At 54.3% G+C, this 15,648-nt stretch carries 14 protein-coding genes; 9 read left to right on the forward strand and 5 right to left on the reverse strand.

Annotated features, from left to right (window positions below):
* The first annotated feature begins 7 nt into the window (after positions 1-7).
* From B9Z41_RS01520 to B9Z41_RS01535, 4 genes are read left to right on the forward strand one after another with little or no spacing between them, the layout of a single operon-like run.
* Entirely contained in the window at positions 8-913 is a 906-nt protein-coding gene (locus B9Z41_RS01520; protein WP_100144294.1) for an ExeA family protein, read from the forward strand.
* A complete protein-coding gene (locus B9Z41_RS01525) occupies positions 910-1,989 on the forward strand; it encodes a tetratricopeptide repeat protein (RefSeq protein ID WP_100144296.1) in 1,080 nt (359 codons plus the stop codon). Before B9Z41_RS01520 ends, B9Z41_RS01525 begins: the two co-directional genes overlap by 4 nt.
* Before the next feature lie 25 nt (positions 1,990-2,014).
* The gene (locus B9Z41_RS01530; protein WP_100144298.1) at positions 2,015-3,058 is read left to right on the forward strand and encodes a type IV pilus twitching motility protein PilT; all 1,044 of its coding nucleotides are present in this window, start codon (positions 2,015-2,017) and stop codon (positions 3,056-3,058) included.
* Between the two features lie 25 nt (positions 3,059-3,083).
* Positions 3,084-3,908 (forward strand): GGDEF domain-containing protein, encoded by an 825-nt coding sequence (locus B9Z41_RS01535; protein ID WP_100144300.1) that lies wholly within the window; start codon positions 3,084-3,086, stop codon positions 3,906-3,908.
* Between the two features lie 16 nt (positions 3,909-3,924).
* Here the strand turns inward: B9Z41_RS01535 and B9Z41_RS01540 are convergent, their stop codons facing one another.
* The gene (locus B9Z41_RS01540) at positions 3,925-6,882 is read right to left on the reverse strand and encodes an MASE3 domain-containing protein (protein ID WP_158236110.1); all 2,958 of its coding nucleotides are present in this window, start codon (positions 6,880-6,882) and stop codon (positions 3,925-3,927) included.
* A gap of 219 nt (positions 6,883-7,101) precedes the next feature.
* Here B9Z41_RS01540 and B9Z41_RS01545 point away from each other — a divergent pair, with 219 nt between their 5' ends.
* Entirely contained in the window at positions 7,102-8,298 is a 1,197-nt protein-coding gene (locus B9Z41_RS01545; protein ID WP_100144304.1) for an MFS transporter, read from the forward strand.
* 22 nt (positions 8,299-8,320) lie between these two features.
* Here B9Z41_RS01545 and B9Z41_RS01550 read toward each other — a convergent pair whose 3' ends face one another.
* On the reverse strand, positions 8,321-8,779 hold the full coding sequence (locus tag B9Z41_RS01550) for a surface-adhesin E family protein (RefSeq protein ID WP_100144307.1): 459 nt from the start codon (positions 8,777-8,779) through the stop codon (positions 8,321-8,323).
* An 86-nt stretch (positions 8,780-8,865) separates the two neighbouring features.
* On the opposite strand from B9Z41_RS01550, the gene B9Z41_RS01555 reads away from it, so the two are divergent.
* From B9Z41_RS01555 to B9Z41_RS01570, 4 genes are read left to right on the forward strand one after another with little or no spacing between them, the layout of a single operon-like run.
* Positions 8,866-10,596 (forward strand): thiamine pyrophosphate-requiring protein, encoded by a 1,731-nt coding sequence (locus tag B9Z41_RS01555; RefSeq protein ID WP_100144309.1) that lies wholly within the window; start codon positions 8,866-8,868, stop codon positions 10,594-10,596.
* Positions 10,597-10,640: 44 nt separating this feature from the next.
* Positions 10,641-11,609 carry a tripartite tricarboxylate transporter substrate binding protein gene (locus B9Z41_RS01560; protein WP_158236111.1) on the forward strand — a complete coding sequence of 323 codons (969 nt, stop codon included), beginning with the start codon at positions 10,641-10,643 and terminating at the stop codon, positions 11,607-11,609.
* Positions 11,610-11,617: 8 nt separating this feature from the next.
* Complete coding sequence (locus B9Z41_RS01565) at positions 11,618-12,595, forward strand: tripartite tricarboxylate transporter substrate binding protein (protein WP_100145066.1); 978 nt, start codon at positions 11,618-11,620, stop codon at positions 12,593-12,595.
* Between the two features lie 22 nt (positions 12,596-12,617).
* On the forward strand, positions 12,618-13,124 hold the full coding sequence (locus B9Z41_RS01570; protein WP_100144311.1) for a carboxymuconolactone decarboxylase family protein: 507 nt from the start codon (positions 12,618-12,620) through the stop codon (positions 13,122-13,124).
* Between the two features lie 101 nt (positions 13,125-13,225).
* On the opposite strand, the gene B9Z41_RS16890 is transcribed toward B9Z41_RS01570, so the two are convergent.
* From B9Z41_RS16890 to B9Z41_RS17280, 3 genes are read right to left on the reverse strand one after another with little or no spacing between them, the layout of a single operon-like run.
* Complete coding sequence (locus B9Z41_RS16890; protein ID WP_143474131.1) at positions 13,226-14,188, reverse strand: hypothetical protein; 963 nt, start codon at positions 14,186-14,188, stop codon at positions 13,226-13,228.
* Complete coding sequence (locus tag B9Z41_RS01575; protein WP_199172925.1) at positions 14,188-14,850, reverse strand: DGQHR domain-containing protein; 663 nt, start codon at positions 14,848-14,850, stop codon at positions 14,188-14,190. Before B9Z41_RS01575 ends, B9Z41_RS16890 begins: the two co-directional genes overlap by 1 nt.
* Positions 14,850-15,164: a DGQHR domain-containing protein gene (locus tag B9Z41_RS17280; RefSeq protein ID WP_199172908.1), complete on the reverse strand. Its 315-nt coding sequence runs from the start codon at positions 15,162-15,164 to the stop codon at positions 14,850-14,852. Before B9Z41_RS17280 ends, B9Z41_RS01575 begins: the two co-directional genes overlap by 1 nt.
* Between the last annotated feature and the right edge of the window lie 484 nt (positions 15,165-15,648).

Here is a 15,648-nt window from a genome sequence, read left to right on the forward strand (position 1 = left end):
GACACGCATGTACCTTGACTATTTTGGATTGAAAGAATTTCCGTTTGGGATCACGCCCGACACCGAGTTCTATTTCTCCTCAGGCGTCTCCCAGGAAGCCCTCAACACCTTGTTGGTGGCCGCGAAAACGGGCGAAGGCTTCATCAAAATCACAGGCGAAGTGGGCACAGGTAAAACCATGCTGTGCCGCAAGCTGATGGCCAGTCTGGGGCCAGGTTTCAAAGTGGCCTATGTGCCCAACCCGCATATCGACCCGGACAGTTTGTTCATGGAGGTGGCGACCGAATTGGGCATTGCGTTCGATCCCGGTACCCACCACAAGCACCAATTGTTGCGGGCCCTGAATGAGCGCTTGTTGGAACTCAACCGCCAAGGGCAGCGCGTGGTGATTTGTTTGGACGAGGCGCAAGCCATGCCGATCGAGACACTCGAGGCCTTGCGCTTGTTGACCAATTTGGAGACGGAAAAGCGCAAGCTGGTGCAAGTCATCATTTTTGGCCAGCCCGAGTTGGAAAAAAAGCTCAACCATCCGTCGATTCGCCAACTCAAACAGCGCATCGCCTTTGATTACTGTCTCTCTCCCATGGTGGGCGATGAGATCGACTACTACATCCACCACCGTTTGCAGGTGGCTGGGCATCGCGGTGGGCGTTTGTTCACGCGTCCCGCTTTGTGGTTGTTGAAGTTGCGCACAAAGTGTGTGCCGCGCTTGGTGAATATTATTTCCCACAAGGCCTTGTTGTCTGCGTTTGGCAAAGGGCACCACCAAGTGACCTTTGGTGATGTTCGTGCTGCGGTGCTCGACACCACATCGATCCATCCCATGCAGTCGATATTCAGCGTGTGGGCTTTGTTGGGCATGCTGTTGGCCAGCCTGTTGTGGCTGGTGATTGAAAAAGGATACTTGCGATGAGTTTGATCAACCAAATGCTCAAGGACATAGACCAGCGCCAAGGCAGTACCAACGCCAGTGCTGATTTGCAAGGTCAAGTCAGAGGCGTCATCCATCGTTCTGCCTCTCCTGCGTTCATGCATTGGATGGGAGGTGCTCTGGCCGTTACCGTGCTGGTGGCGGCTTCGCTCTCTTACTACCGCAGTGTTTCACCCCGCGCTTCGTTGCCACCGATGGTACAAATTCCTTCGGTGCAAACGCTGCCAAGCCCTGGCTTGAGCACATCGCCCGTCGTGACAGCAGATCAGGCGCCTGCTCAACCGAAGGTTCAGCCACCCCAGCCAACGCCGATGCCGGAGACTACAGCCAAGCTGCCCACGCTTGCCAGCACGACCCCGCAAGCCAGTCCCAGTGACAGAGCTAAAAAAGCCCAAGAGTTGGTGGTGAAAACTGAAGCGGCACCCAGTGTGCCCGTGGCCGTGAGCAGCAAGGCAGAGCCCAGCAGTTCGGTCAGCCGTGTGGTCAGCGTCGAGCAACGTTCAGCCAATTGGTACCGCGAGTCATTGACCCTGATTCGACAAGGACGCAACACCGAAGCCCAGGGCTTGTTGAGAAAAGCAATTCAAGAATATCCAGCCAACCACGATGCGCGCCAATTGTTGGCGCGTGTGCTGGTCGATGCCAGCCAGTTGGCAGAAGCCAAAAGTCTATTGTTGCAAGGCTTGACGCTGACGCCTGATCGCACCGAGTTCTCCATGGCGTTGTCCCACGTGCTGGTGCAGTCCAATGAGCTGGAGTCTGCCATTGACACCTTGCAAAAAGGGCTGCCCTCAGCCGGTAACAACGCGGACTACCATGCCTTTTTAGCCGCGTTGTTGCAACGTCAAGGTCGGCATGAAGAGGCCACCCAACATTACCTCACTGCGTTGCGCCAAGCCCCGGATGCCTCGAATTGGCTGGTCGGTCTGGCGATTTCTTTGCAAGCCCAAAACATGAATGTGGGTGCAGCAGAGGCTTACCAGCGAGCCATTGACTTGGGGCTACCTGCCTCCTTGTCGCAATTCGCGCAAGACCGGCTTCGTCAACTGGGGCGCTGAGCCCCGCGTCCACACAGGGGCTCGTATGAATATTCAACATTTGTTGGCCCAAAGCGTGGCGCAGCGCGCCTCTGACTTACACCTGTCCGCGGGTTTGACGCCGATCATTCGCGTCGATGGTGATTTACAAAAACTGTCTGACCACACGCTCAGCGATGCTGACATTCGTGAAGCGGTCTACAGCATCATGACCATCCACCAACGTGAGCACTTTGAGCGCGAGTTGGAGTGTGATTTCTCTTTTGAAGTGGCTGGTCTGTCACGCTTTCGTGTCAATGCGTTTCACCAAACACGCGGTGCAGCGGTGGCGTTTCGTGCCATCCCGGCAGGTATTCCCAGCCTGGACGATTTGCACGCTCCTGCGGTATTTTCTGAGTTTGTCCGTCGTCCACGTGGGCTGGTGTTGGTGACAGGGCCGACCGGTTCTGGCAAGTCCACCACTTTGGCGGCCATGATTCACAGTCTCAACCAGTCAGACCCCAAACACATCTTGACCATTGAAGACCCGGTTGAGTTTCTGCATACGCCCAACACCTGTTTGATCAACCAACGCGAGGTGGGCGGGCAGACCCTGAGCTTTTCCAACGCCCTGCGTGCGGCGATGCGCGAAGACCCCAACGTGATCCTGGTGGGCGAAATGCGCGACCTTGAAACCGTTCGTTTGGCCATCACCGCCGCCGAGACTGGCCATTTGGTGTTGGGCACAGTCCATACCTCGGGGGCAGCCAAAACCATCGATCGACTGATTGATGTGTTTCCCGCAGAAGAAAAAGAGATGGTCCGCAGCATGCTCTCGGAGTCGCTGGAGGCGGTGATCTCTCAAGTTTTGTGCAAGCGCAAAGACGGCAAGGGGCGCGTGGCTGCATTTGAAATCATGGTGGGCACTTCTGGGGTGCGCAATTTGATTCGTGAGGGCAAAGTGGCGCAAATGTACTCAGCCATTCAGACTGGCAGCGCGGCAGGCATGCAAACTTTGGATCAAAGCTTGGCGCAACTGGTCAAGCAAGGCGTCATTGAAATTTCCGAAGCACGGGTCAAAGCCAAGTTCGCTGAAAACTTCATGCGCTGAACAAGTCGTCCAGACCTGTACCTCTATGCCCGATTTGTTCACCTTTTTTTATGGCGCATCTTTGTTGTTGCAGATTTTGGCTGCCGTGGTCGCACTGGATTTGTATGTGCATTCCAGCCAATACCGTTGGGGTTGGTTGTTGCTGGCTTTGGGGCTCGTGGCCTTGACATTTCGCCGTGCCTTGATGCTCTGGACCTTGGACGGCCACCAAAGCGTCACAGGCGTGGAAGCGTTGATTTTTTTCATGATCGCCAGTGCGCATTTTTTAGGCATTGTGCTGATTCGCAATGTGGTCATCAGCCTGGAGCTGGCCAACCGAGAGTTGAAAAGAATTTCACAAACCGACTCACTGACCGGTGCCTTCAGCCGTGCCGAGACATTCAACCGTGCGCGGCTGGAGATTTCACGCAGCCAACGTCATCATGTCCCGCTGAGCTTTGTGATTGTGGACATTGACCATTTCAAACGTGTCAACGATGACTACGGCCATGATGTGGGAGACCTGGTGCTGCAAGGTTTGGTCAAGACCTGTCAAGTTCAGTTGCGAAAAATTGACACCCTGGGTCGCGTCGGTGGAGAGGAGTTCATGCTGGTGCTGCCCGAGACCGATGAAGACCAGGCCCATGAGGTGTGTGATCGTCTACGCACAGCCATTGAAAGCAAAGAATTTTTTCTGCCCTCAGACGAAATGATCCACATCACCATCAGCCTGGGCATTGCCACCTACCACCCGCAGCAAGTGCGCGTTGACGATGAGTCAGCGCTGGTCCATGTCTTGTGTCAACACGCCGATGCTGCGATGTACCAAGCCAAAAAGGCGGGCCGAAACCAAGTGGCCATCTGGCACTAACCAGATGGTTTGAGCATCAGGTGGGCAATTTGTAGTTCTTTGTCTCGATCAAGCGAATGGCCGCGTCCACCACCTCAGAGTCATACAGCGTGCTGCGATTTTTCTTCAACTCATCCATGGCCGCGTCAATGCCAAGTGCCGCCCGATAGGGGCGGTGGGATGACATGGACTCCAGCACATCGGCCACAGCCAGCACACGCGCTTCCGCCAGAATTTGATCGCCCTTCAATCCTTTGGGATAGCCTGAGCCATCCATGCGTTCATGGTGCTGCCCAATGATGTCGGCAATCGGCAGCGGGAACGACACATTTTTCAAAATGTCATAACCCGCTTGCGCGTGTCCCTGGACCAACTGCATTTCAAGTGGTGTCAGTCGTGTGGGTTTGGTGAGTATTTCGATGGGCACTGCAATCTTGCCAATGTCGTGTACCAAGCCAATCAACTCCAGCGATTTACTGCGCTCTGTTGCCCAACCCATTTCGTGTGCGATCTCGCTGGCGATCAAGCCCACACGGCGCTCGTGGCCTGCGGTGTAGGGGTCGCGCATGTCCACCATGCTGGAGATGGCGCGCAGGGTGGACTCCATCGAGCCCTCCAGTTGACGCACGTATTGCGCAATTTTTTCTTCTTGCCGCTTGCGCTCTGTGATGTCATCGACCAGCACAATGTGCGCAATCTGGCCGTCCCAATCAATGGCTTTCGCATGCAACTCAAGTTCAAGCCACTGTCCACTCTTGTGCTTGACTGGCACCGAGTACGTCACGCTGGGGCTCTCGGCTTCTAGGTCTGCCCAAGCGTTTTGGATGTTTTGAATGTTGTCCGGGTCAGACGTGGTGAAGTCCAGCACACTGTGGTCCAGCAACTCATGGGGCGACCAACCCGTGATCTCGCAATAGCGTGGGTTGACATACACAAACCGGCCATTGCGACGCACATAGATACCGGCCACCGATTGCTCAATCATGTTGCGAAAGTGCTTTTCACTGGCAATCAGCTCACGCTCTTTGGCGCGAATGTCGCTCAAATCGGTCCATGCAATGATGGCTTCGTCGCCCACCAGTGTCATGCTGCCCGTGCACACACGCATCGAGCCATCTTTGGCTTGGATCGAAAATTCTGGTGAATTTTGCGCCCGGTGGTCGCGTCGCGCATTGGCAATGGATTGTGTCCAGGCCGCACGCAACTGTGTTTGCAATTGCGCAGTGGGGTAGGCCAATTCAAACCAGGCCTGTTCATTGGGAATGTCGTTGAGCGTGTAACCCAGCCAGAGTTGAAATGCCCGGTTCAGGCCCAGCATCTTGCCGGTTTTCACATTCATCAGCTGAAGCGGCGAAGGCGATGCGTCAAAAATTTCACTGAAACGGTGTTCAGACAGCTTGGCGCTTTGTTCAGCCTGTTCCGTTCGTTCACTGGCATGCATGCTGCTCAGTGCAAAAGACACGTCAGAGCTCATTTGCTCCAATAGCAACAACTGCTGCGCGTCAAACAGTTTGATGTCTCGGGTGTACAGACCCATCACCCCCATCAGCCGGTTGTCAACCATCAGGGGGACGACCGCTCGGTTGGTGATTTTTTCTTCGTACAGATAGTCCACCCATGGGTCGTCGCTCTCCTTCTCGGTCACAGGCAAGCTGATGATCTTGCCCGCCTCCAGGTTCTGGATCAAACGCCCGAGCACGCTCTGAGTGCTGGCCAGTGAGGTTGCCAAGTCAGACAAGTGCTCGATTGAAAAACCGTGGGCATGGATGATGCGCAGCGGTTGTGCTCCGGTGTCCGTCATGGCGATGAACAACATGGGGAAGGCGTTGCCTTTGACCATGGTGTCAAACAAGGCCGCCAGCAGCTCACCTCTTGTGTTGCACCGAACAATGGCTCGGTTGGTGGCACTGAGCATTTCGTACAGGTACGTCAAATCTTGAATTTTTTTGCTGGCACGGTCACGTTCTGTGATGTCTCTGACCACCTCGACGCGTGCCTGAAATCCATTGTCAATTTGGTAGGGCGCAATATTGCACTCCAAAATTCGCTCAGGTTGCTGGATTCGGACCACCTCGGTGAACAAGGCCTCACCGCTTGCAATTCGCACACACACGGGGCAACTTTGTACCGCAACGCTGGGGTCATGAAACAGGTTGTGTGAGGCGTGTTCAATCAAACCCTCCAGCGGTGTGTTGACCCAGGTGCATGCAGCTTGGTTGGCTTGTAGCACCGCACCTTCTAGCGTGACCACCAAGGTGGGGTCTGGGATTGAGTCAAAGGTGCTGCTGACACGGCTGAGCATGCTGAAAGGACGTGTCAGGGTGGAGTAGACCAATCCCAGGTAAATGAACCAGTAGGCAAAAATCTTCAATACATGGCCCACCAGGTTGGCAGTGGCAATCACACTGACGTACTGGGTAAAGGCGAATTCCGAAAAAATCATGGCCACCAAGGCGGCGCCTATGTAATTGAACAACCTGGGCGACATCACTGCGCGCATGCGCCAGTAAAAAAACAGCGTTGCCGACAGCATCAGAATGATCACGTACTCGGTGTAAATTTTCAGCGGTGTCAGCCCCTGTCCGTCCACATACATGGTGGGAAAGTGGTCGGTTGCGATGAGCCACACCAAGCAAGCGGTGATCAAGCCCAGCACCACATGAAGATGCACTGCGCGAATCACGTGCTTGAGAAAAAGGGGCGACACAAGCAGCGCGGCGGCTTGTAAAAACCGTGCCGCAATCCACAGCTCGGTCGGTGGGTTGGCGCTGTTGGTGGGCAACAAGTGCATGCCTTGAAAGACCAAGGCATGTAACAAATCCAAGCCCGCGCACCAGCCAATCACCGTGGCGACGTAATAAACAAAATGATTCTTGGTAAAACCGCGTGAGTTGGTGGCAACAATCAGCGCTGTGAAAGCAATCACAATCGACACCAGTTCTGCCATGGCATGGAACAACAAATAACTGAACTGTGCGCCAAGTAAGCAAACCATCGAGACAAACAGCGGAGGGAGCCAACTGCCAACAGCCCATCGACGTAGCCAGCCTGATGCACCCGTCAGCTTGGGATGCATGTGAATAGGGGGGGTATTGCTTTGCATTGAATAGATAGTAAATGCAAGCGCATAAAAGCCACAATGCCAAAACCGAAAAAAATCACGTGATCTCAAGCTGACGTTGCTTGTATGAATTTATCACCGATATAACACCCCATGACACAAGCGCCATCACCCCAGCCGCAGCGGCTTCACCCCGACGTTTTTAAGCTCGGGTTGGTGAGTTTCCTCACCGATTTAAGTTCAGAGATGATCTTTTCGGTCTTTGCCATTTTTTTCACCACCGTGGCAGGTGCCTCTAGCGCTTTGCTGGGGGTGATTGAAGGGCTGGCCGATTTGTCGGCTTCATCGCTGACTTACTTGGCCGGTTGGTTGTCAGACCGCAGCGGCAAGCGCAAATGGTTGGCTACTTTGGGGTATGGCTTTTCCACAGTCGCCAAACTCATCTTGCTGGTGTCATCCAGCATTCTTGGATTGAGTGTGTTTCGCGTCATTGAAAGACTGGGCAAAGGCTTTCGTGGCCCACCCCGTGATGCTTGGTTGTCGGCCATTGCCAATCAGCAGCATCGTGGCTATGCGTTTGGCGTTCATAAGGCGCTGGACAAAGCGGGGGCCGTCTTGGGGCCTTTGGTGGCCTATGCCTTGTTGCACCAGTTGGGCGAGTCTGCCCATACCTACAGCGTGATTTTCATGGTGGCATTTGTCCCGGCCGTCATCAGCGTGGTGGTGCTCGCGCGACTGCCTGATCAACCGGGTGTGGCACATGCACGTGAGAGCTTGACGCACAGTTGGCAACAGCTCAGTGTCGGTTTTCAGCGTTATTTGGTCACGGCGGGCATCTTTTCGCTGGCTTATTTCAGTGTTGGTTTTTTATTGCTCAAAGCCCATGCGCTTGGTTTTTCTGTCAGCGACATTGTGTTGCTCTATGCGCTGTTCAACACCTCATGTGTGGTGGCTGCACCCTGGGTGGGGCGGTGCGCGGACCGTTGGGGCCGCCAGCGCATCATCTTTTTGAGCTACGGTTTGTATGCTGCACTCAACCTCGGTCTGCTGCTGGCCAGCACGCGTTGGGAGCTGGTGGCTGTGTTTGTGGTTTATGGTGTGTTTTATGCCATCGATGAATCACAAAGCAAAGCCTTCATCACTGACCTAGAGCCTGAGCGGCGTGCCACCGCCATTGGGGTCTACAACGGTGTGACTGGCATGATGTATTTGCCAGCCTCCGTGGTCGCCGGGGCTTTGTGGGCGGTCTCGCCCTCGGCCACTTTTGTCTGCGCGGCTGCGCTGTCCGTGCTGGCCATGCTGGTATTGGTCGTGTTGCGTCCTGCGACGTCTCAGACCACGCCAGGGTGATGCCAGGGTGGAGAACCTGCTTTTACTTGCAGGCCAGAGCCATGAGCTTCAAGTTTCTGCTCTGGTCCGAATAGATCGGTTTCTTTTGAAATTGCTTGGCAAAGTCTGAGTTGTCGTTCTCAATCACTTTGTCGTTGTTCTTGTAAGAGATGATCACCAACTTGCCTTCACGGTCCGCGTAAAACACCCGGCTCTTGAGCTGAACCGTTTTCTCTTTGCAATCAAACTCATACGACGATTGTTCTGAACCGAACTTCACCAATTGGCTCACTTTGCCTTTGACCTTGGCGTCATACAAAGGCAGCCGATTGACGATGGAGAAGGCGCTGAATGTTTTCACCACCGTGGTCTTGCCTTGTGGGGTGATGGTTGATTCGTAGTAATCGTCAGAGCTGCCATGGCCATCGTCGAAATACACCCACGCGGCATGACCGAGTGGCTGAAGCAGCAAACAAACGAGGAGGGCGGTGACTTTCTTCATGGCTAAATTCTAGGGAATCCCCTAGCCGTGAGGCAAAGTCATGATTGGTAGCATGCTTACGAATTACTGACACGTTCGCACCACCCATGTCTGACTCTCCATTGCCCACCTCCGCACACTATTTTCTGGAGGGCTTGAACGATTTAGGCATCGACTACATCTTCTCCAACTTTGGCACCGACCATGTGTCCTTGATCGAGGCCCTGGCGCAATGGGACCAGCAAGGCAAAGCCCACGCCCAAGTCATGTTGTGCCCCCACGAAAACGTGGCCATTCACATGGCGGCAGGTTTTGCGGCCGTCACCGGGCGTGGCCAAGCCGTGATGGTGCATGTGGACGCGGGCACCGCCAACGCCGCCATGGGCATGCACAATATGTTCCGGGGTCGTTTGCCTGTTCTGCTGATGGCCGGTAAGGCACCTTTCACAGTGCATGGTGAGTTGGAAGGTTCACGCGACAACTATGTCCACTTTGTGCAAGACCCGTTTGACATCGGCAGCTTGGTGCGCTCGTATGTGAAATGGGAATACAACCTGCCCACCGGCGTGACCACCAAAGAAGTGCTGCGCCGAGCACACACCGTGATGCAAAGCGACCCGCCAGGGCCGGTGTTTTTGACTCTGCCGCGTGAAGTGCTGGCCGAAACCTGGGCCCCCGAGGCTGTGCAGTCTTACCCTGAATCTCGCTATGGGGCGGTGCATGCTGGGGGCGTAGACGAGACTTGCGCCCACGCCTTGGCTGAGCAACTGCTGCACGCTGAACACCCGATGGTGGTGACCGCCTATTTGGGACGCAAGGCGGAGGCTGTGCATGCGCTGCAAGATTTGGCCGAGTTGTGTGGCATTCAGGTGTTTGAGTTCAGCCCCAGCTACTTGTGTATCTCGCGCGAATCGCCGTGCTTCGCAGGCTTTGACCCCTCGGTGGGGCTGGCCCAGGCCGACGTGGGTTGGCTGCTCGATGTCGATGTGCCCTGGTTGCCCAAATACGCCAAGCCGCAGCCCCACACGCGCTGGAGCCATGTCGATGTGGACACGGTCAAAAAAGACTTTCCGATGTGGGGCTTTGCCACCGATGTACGCGTGCAGGCCGACTGCGCCACGGTGCTGCGCCAAGTGGCCACCATCGTGCGCGCCAAGGCCGATGCGGCGTTTCACCAGCGCGTGGCCAGCCGCATGGCGCAGATGCGTGCGGCACAGCAAGCGCGTGCCACGGCTTTGCAGCAAGCCGCGCTTAGCCCCGGCCAAGTGGGCGCTATTTCGCCTGCCTATCTGTGTGCGGCCCTGGGCGCCGCGATTGAGCCGCACGACGTGGTGGTCAACGAAGCCATTCGCAACACGTTTGCTGTGCTCAACCAAATCCCGCGCACCGAGCCTTTGAGCATGATCGCCGGTGCCGGCGGCGGCTTGGGCTACAGCGGTGGCATGGCGCTGGGCATCAAGCTGGCCAAGCCGGGCAGCCGCGTGGTGCAAATCGTGGGGGACGGGGGGTTTCACTTCTCCACCCCCACCTCGGTGTACGCCACCGCCCAACGCTATGGCCTGCCCATCTTCACCGTGGTGCTCGACAACGGGGGCTGGCAAGCGGTCAAAGAGGCCGTGGTGCGTGTCTACCCCCAGGGGGCTGCTGTGCAAAGCAACGAATTCCAAGCCCGCTTGCAAGGCCATGAACGCCACTTCGAACAAATTGGCCAAGCCTTCGGCGCGTATGGCGAATGCGTCAGCGACCCGGCCGAGGTGCCTGCTGCCATTGCGCGTTGCTTGCAAGCGCTGGACGCCGGTCAATCAGCGGTGCTGAATGTGCAAATCGGTTTGCAGTGACCCCGTTTCAATTCGTCTCCCTTTCATGGAATAGGAAAATAAGCATGCGTTTTCATCACACCTTGGCGTTCACCACGTCGCTGTTGGCAGGTCTGTGCCTGAGCAGCGCGACGGCTCAAACCGCCGACTACCCCACACGCCCGATCACCATGGTGGTGGGCTACTCAGCAGGCGGCGGCACCGACGTGTTGGCACGCATCGTGGCCGAAAAACTGGCCGCCTCTTTGGGCCAGCCCGTGGTGGTGGAAAACCGCCCCGGTGTGGGCGCCATCGTCGGCTCCACCTATGTGGCCAAGGCCAAGCCCGATGGCTATACCTTGCTCATGGGCGCGAGCGGCCCCATGGTGTTCAACCACGCGCTGTATGCCAAGCTGCCGTATGGCCCACAAGACTTTGCGCCTGTCACGTTGGTGGGCATTTCGCCCATGGTGTTGCTGGTCAATGCCAACAACCCGGTCAAGTCGGTGCAAGAGCTGGTGGCGTTCTCCAAGCAGAACCCCGACAAGTCGAACTACGGTGCCAGTTCGGCCTCGTTTCAGCTCATCACCGAGCTGTTCAACAACAAAACCGGTGGCCGCTTCATGTACATCCCCTACAAAGGTGCCAACGACTCGGTCACCGCGGTCATGACGGGCGACGTCACCATGACCTTGGCCGATGTGGGCCCCGCCAACGTGGGCCTGCAAAGTGGCCGTGTCAAAGCCTTGGCCGTCACCTCGGCCGAGCGCTTGAAAGACTTCCCCAACGTGCCCACCTTGTCGGAGTTGGGCATCGACTTGAAAGCCTCGCTGTGGAACGGCTTGCTGGCCCCCGCTGGCACACCAGTGGCCATCGTCAAACGCTTGCAAGAAGAAGTGGCGCGTGTGATTGAGCTGCCCGACGTGAAAAAGCGCATCAGCGGCATGTCGGTGATTCCGTACACCAACACCCCGGAAGACTTCTCCAAATTCATCGCCTCTGAAATCGTCCTGTGGACGCAGGTGGCGAAAGACAACAACATCAAAGCAAACTGAGGCTCACCATGACCACCACTTTGTCTCGTCTGCTGTGTTTGGTTTTGGCGCTGCTGGGCTTGGCCACCACTTCGGTGCAAGCGCAAAACTACCCGAACAAACCCATTCGCTTGATCGTGCCGTTTCCACCCGGGGGCGGCAACGACGTGATTGCCCGCTTGATCGCCCAAAAACTCAGCGACCGTTTTGTGCAACAAGTGGTGGTCGACAACAAGGCCGGTGCCAACGGCATTGTGGGCTTGCAAGCCCTCATGCAGTCGCCCGCCGACGGTTACACCTTGGCGGTGGCCGCTGCTGGCCCCATGGCGGTCAACCCCAGCCTGTATGACAAGCTGCCCTACGACCCCACCAAAGACTTCTCGCCCATCACCAACCTGGTGAACTACCCGCTGCTGTTGGTGGTACATCCCTCGGTGCCGGTGAAAACCACCCTCGACTTGGTGAACCTGGCCAAGGCCAAACCGCAGCAGTTGTTTTTTGCCTCACCCGGCAGCGGCAACTCGGGCCATTTGGCGGGTGAGTTGTTCAACACCATGGCCCATGTGCAAACCGTGCACGTGCCCTACAAAGGACAGGGGCCCGCCTTGGCCGACTTGCTGACCGGTCAGGTGCAGATGCTCTATAGCAGCATTCCCTCGGTGTTGCCCCAGGTCCGCTCAGGCCAGCTCAACGCACTGGCCGTGGGCAGTGCCAAACGCTTGCCGTCATTGCCAGACATCCCCACCATCGCTGAAAGTGGCGTGCCGGGTTACGAGGCCTATTCATGGGTGGGCATCGTGGCCCCGGCCAAAACGCCCAAAGCCATCGTGACGCGTTTGAACCAAGAGATCGTGGACATCTTGAAACAAAAAGACGTGGCCGAAAAACTCAACCAGCAAGGTGCCTTGCCGGTGGGCGACACGCCCGAACAATTCGCGGCCTACATCAAGACCGAAATAGACAAGTGGGGCGCCGTGGTGCGCGCTGCCAACATCAAAGCCGATTGACCTTTTTAAAAAGCGACACCCCATGAGCACAGCCAAACCCAACGCACGTCCCAAGAAAAAAAGCCCCAGCGCCGCCTACAAAGCGGGCCTGGCCATGCGGGCCCAAGTGTTGGGCCCCGACTATGTGCAAAAAGCGTTTGACAACGCCAACGACTTGAACATGCCGTTTCAAGAAGTGGCCACCGAATTTGCCTGGGGCAGTGTGTGGACGCGCCCGGGCTTGTCGCTGCGTGACCGCAGTTTGGCCACGCTCTCGATGTGCATTGCCTTGAACCGCCCGGCGGAGTTGCGCATTCACTTACGCGGTGCTATCCGCAACGGCGTCACCCGCACCGAGTTGCGCGAACTCTTGCTGCATTCGTTTTTGTACTGCGGCGGGCCTGCGGCCTTGGACGCCTACAAGGCCGTGCATGAAGAGTTGCCGCTGATCGAAGCGGCTGAGAAAGCGCTGAAAAAAGCGGCGAAGGCCCGTGCGCCTAAAGACCAAAAATCCAAAGCACAAACGCCTTCGCCTAAAGCTAAGGATTAAGCGGCAACGCGCAGCACAGCGAGCAAGAAATCTGGTGCAAAGTCAACAAGCTCCGCCAGTGATGAATACGAGACAGTCTTTGCTGGTTCGCCACGTAAACGTTACGTATTGCGTGTGGCTTGTACTTCATTTAAAAGTTTTAGACAGCCATTCTTAAAGGATGGGTTTATTTTTGTTGAAAGTTCGCTGCCATTGATAACTAACTCCCGAAGCAATGAAACAACTTTTGTTGATGTAGTCATAAAGATATCGACATCTCCAGCATCAGATGCAAGGTTATTAACGGTAGGGTACGTTAACCAGTTTCGCGAGGCCGCATCAAGTATCTGAGAGCCATTCAGTTTTGAGGTGTAAGGAAACCACACTCCATGTGTGTGTCTGTAGTTAATTGAATTACGCATTGAAGATAGCCAATTACCTGATGCACTGTTGGCTCTGCTGATGCCATCTGATATTTCAGAAATTAATGCCGATGCTTCAATTTTGTATTTGCTGATGGAGATGCTTTCTGGTATTTTCTCAGACACTTGATCTAGCAAAATTCGAAATGTCCGCCAAGAGTCTTTGTGCGAGTCGTTAAGTTTTTCAAAGACAACAGTCTCAAAATTTGCATCAATGCTTAGACAGTAAAAGCCACTATCAATCGATTTGGTGGTACCCGTTTTTCCAAATATTTCAGCTGATTTATAAATCATTTTGACATGCTCATAGTCTAGTTGTGAGCAACAAGTCCCGAAGAGCCTCATCAGCGCATGTGCAGCAAAGAACGATGCGTAATAAGCACGAATAGCTCCCCATGCAACGCTTCGTGGCATAGCTGGATCGGGTAAAACTCCAGCTGCACTTTCAAAGGCAGCAATAGTCATGCGATTCACATCATTGGCTAGAGCGGCTTTTAGCTGTTCTGGGTTTGATGCTCTGAGCGTAAATTTTGTAGCCTGTATGTCTGAGTCAATGTAGTAGTTTTGGTTTGCGACCCAGCCTTTGACATCTATCGAGGTGTCGCAGCATGGTTGGAAAATGGATAGCCTTACATTCTCCAAGTAAATGCGAATCGCAGACATTACAGTGAAAAACTACCTTTGAGTGCTTCTTCTAGGTTTGCCACAATTGGTTTGTATGCCGTTCCAGTGCCTTTTAATTTTGAAGGCCTAATGTTTCCTCCAACCTGTTCTAAGAAAAAGTAGAAATTGTCAGTTGAGTAAATCGCACCGAATCTATCTTTCACTTTTGGTGCAATGAGCAAAAAGAAGCTGCACGTTGCGCGGAAAAATACAGAGTTAAAAAGCAACTTATCTTCTTTGTGTTTAGCTAAAACGCCCTCTTTAAAGGCGACGAAATAAGCATTCATGATTTGATAAATTTCAGATGAAGATTTATCACCAAATATTTTGATCAATGGTTTTAGCGATGCATTAAAAACTGAGCGCGAAATTTTCCCTGCCGCCTTAGATGCGGGAGAGAGACGCCCATACAAACTACTAGCTGTGTCTTCCATGAAACTATCGTAAATTTCACGAAGAAGTTCATCTTCATTCTTTTCGTACTCCGCTAATTTTTTAATGTCTAGTAATAGTTCTGCTGGGACGCCTTTTTGTTTTGAATTGATATCTATGAATAGACGAGTTTCATCTCGTCTCGAAAGACCAGCATATACAACCACAGGCACGCGGAATGCCGTATTTGCAAGTGTGAAGCCGTAAACTCTATGCTGACCATCAATAATTAAAAACGACTTCGGATGTTTTTAAAACTAAGGCTTTTTGTCTTTGCGTCGTATTTAAGCTCGGCATCCTCTTGTGCTGACAAAATGATCGAGCTTGGAATTGTCCCTAATCCACTATCAATGTAATTGGCAATTTCCCGAGCACGCTTTTCATCTAAAGCTCGTTGGAATCCTTTGATAACGTCTTCATCTCTTGTGCTAACAAAACATGTTTGGGCAAGCATCTCCGTTGGAAGCGTTAATGAAAAAAACTTGTGTTCACCTTGTCTAACTAAGCTAACACTGCCGTATCTGACTCGTTCGGGTTCGTTCATGTCAATCAAAATCATTACTGGATTGGACTGAGGTTAGCACGACAGCAATGTGCTTTGTTGATTTTCGCTACCAGGAGGACATCGAGCCATCTGCTCTGCAGCCTTAGTTCCCGTTTACGAAACAAAGATTCGTCGTAGGCGTTATCGTCCCCCGCGCGCAGACGTTAGTACGACGTCTTCACACCCAGCCAGTTCAACACGCCGAACAGTAAGCGTGCGGTCTGCTGTGCCCCTCTAAGAGCCCGGTGTGCGCCTTCCAGTGTTGCATGGTGCGCTAATCAATGCCTGCAATCTCAGAGGCACCATTTCTCCTAGAGCCAGGCTACCAAACTAGGTGCTCTTGATGGCGTCTTACATCGCAACTGGTGATCTCAGCCTGCAAACGCCCCGCCTCAGTCCATTCCCGTGCTCGTGTGGGCATGGACTGAACTTCTTTTTGCCAGTCTTATAGCGTACCTAATGCAACTCCAATTTCGTTGGATAC

Origin of the sequence: Limnohabitans sp. JirII-31 (genome assembly GCF_002778315.1) — a bacterium.
In the GTDB taxonomy this organism is placed as follows: Bacteria; Pseudomonadota; Gammaproteobacteria; order Burkholderiales; family Burkholderiaceae_C; genus Limnohabitans.

Excerpts from the sequence above, each read along its gene's own strand:
- B9Z41_RS01520 (WP_100144294.1), top strand. The coding sequence starts at position 8 with ATGTACCTTGACTATTTTGGATTGAAAGAATTTCCGTTTGGGATCACG.
- B9Z41_RS01525 (WP_100144296.1), top strand. The coding sequence starts at position 910 with ATGAGTTTGATCAACCAAATGCTCAAGGACATAGACCAGCGCCAAGGC.
- B9Z41_RS01530 (WP_100144298.1), top strand. The coding sequence starts at position 2,015 with ATGAATATTCAACATTTGTTGGCCCAAAGCGTGGCGCAGCGCGCCTCT.
- B9Z41_RS01535 (WP_100144300.1), top strand. The coding sequence starts at position 3,084 with ATGCCCGATTTGTTCACCTTTTTTTATGGCGCATCTTTGTTGTTGCAG.
- B9Z41_RS01540 (WP_158236110.1), bottom strand. The coding sequence starts at position 6,882 with ATGGTTTGCTTACTTGGCGCACAGTTCAGTTATTTGTTGTTCCATGCC.
- B9Z41_RS01545 (WP_100144304.1), top strand. The coding sequence starts at position 7,102 with ATGACACAAGCGCCATCACCCCAGCCGCAGCGGCTTCACCCCGACGTT.
- B9Z41_RS01550 (WP_100144307.1), bottom strand. The coding sequence starts at position 8,779 with ATGAAGAAAGTCACCGCCCTCCTCGTTTGTTTGCTGCTTCAGCCACTC.
- B9Z41_RS01555 (WP_100144309.1), top strand. The coding sequence starts at position 8,866 with ATGTCTGACTCTCCATTGCCCACCTCCGCACACTATTTTCTGGAGGGC.
- B9Z41_RS01560 (WP_158236111.1), top strand. The coding sequence starts at position 10,641 with ATGCGTTTTCATCACACCTTGGCGTTCACCACGTCGCTGTTGGCAGGT.
- B9Z41_RS01565 (WP_100145066.1), top strand. The coding sequence starts at position 11,618 with ATGACCACCACTTTGTCTCGTCTGCTGTGTTTGGTTTTGGCGCTGCTG.
- B9Z41_RS01570 (WP_100144311.1), top strand. The coding sequence starts at position 12,618 with ATGAGCACAGCCAAACCCAACGCACGTCCCAAGAAAAAAAGCCCCAGC.
- B9Z41_RS16890 (WP_143474131.1), bottom strand. The coding sequence starts at position 14,188 with ATGTCTGCGATTCGCATTTACTTGGAGAATGTAAGGCTATCCATTTTC.
- B9Z41_RS17280 (WP_199172908.1), bottom strand. The coding sequence starts at position 15,164 with ATGAACGAACCCGAACGAGTCAGATACGGCAGTGTTAGCTTAGTTAGA.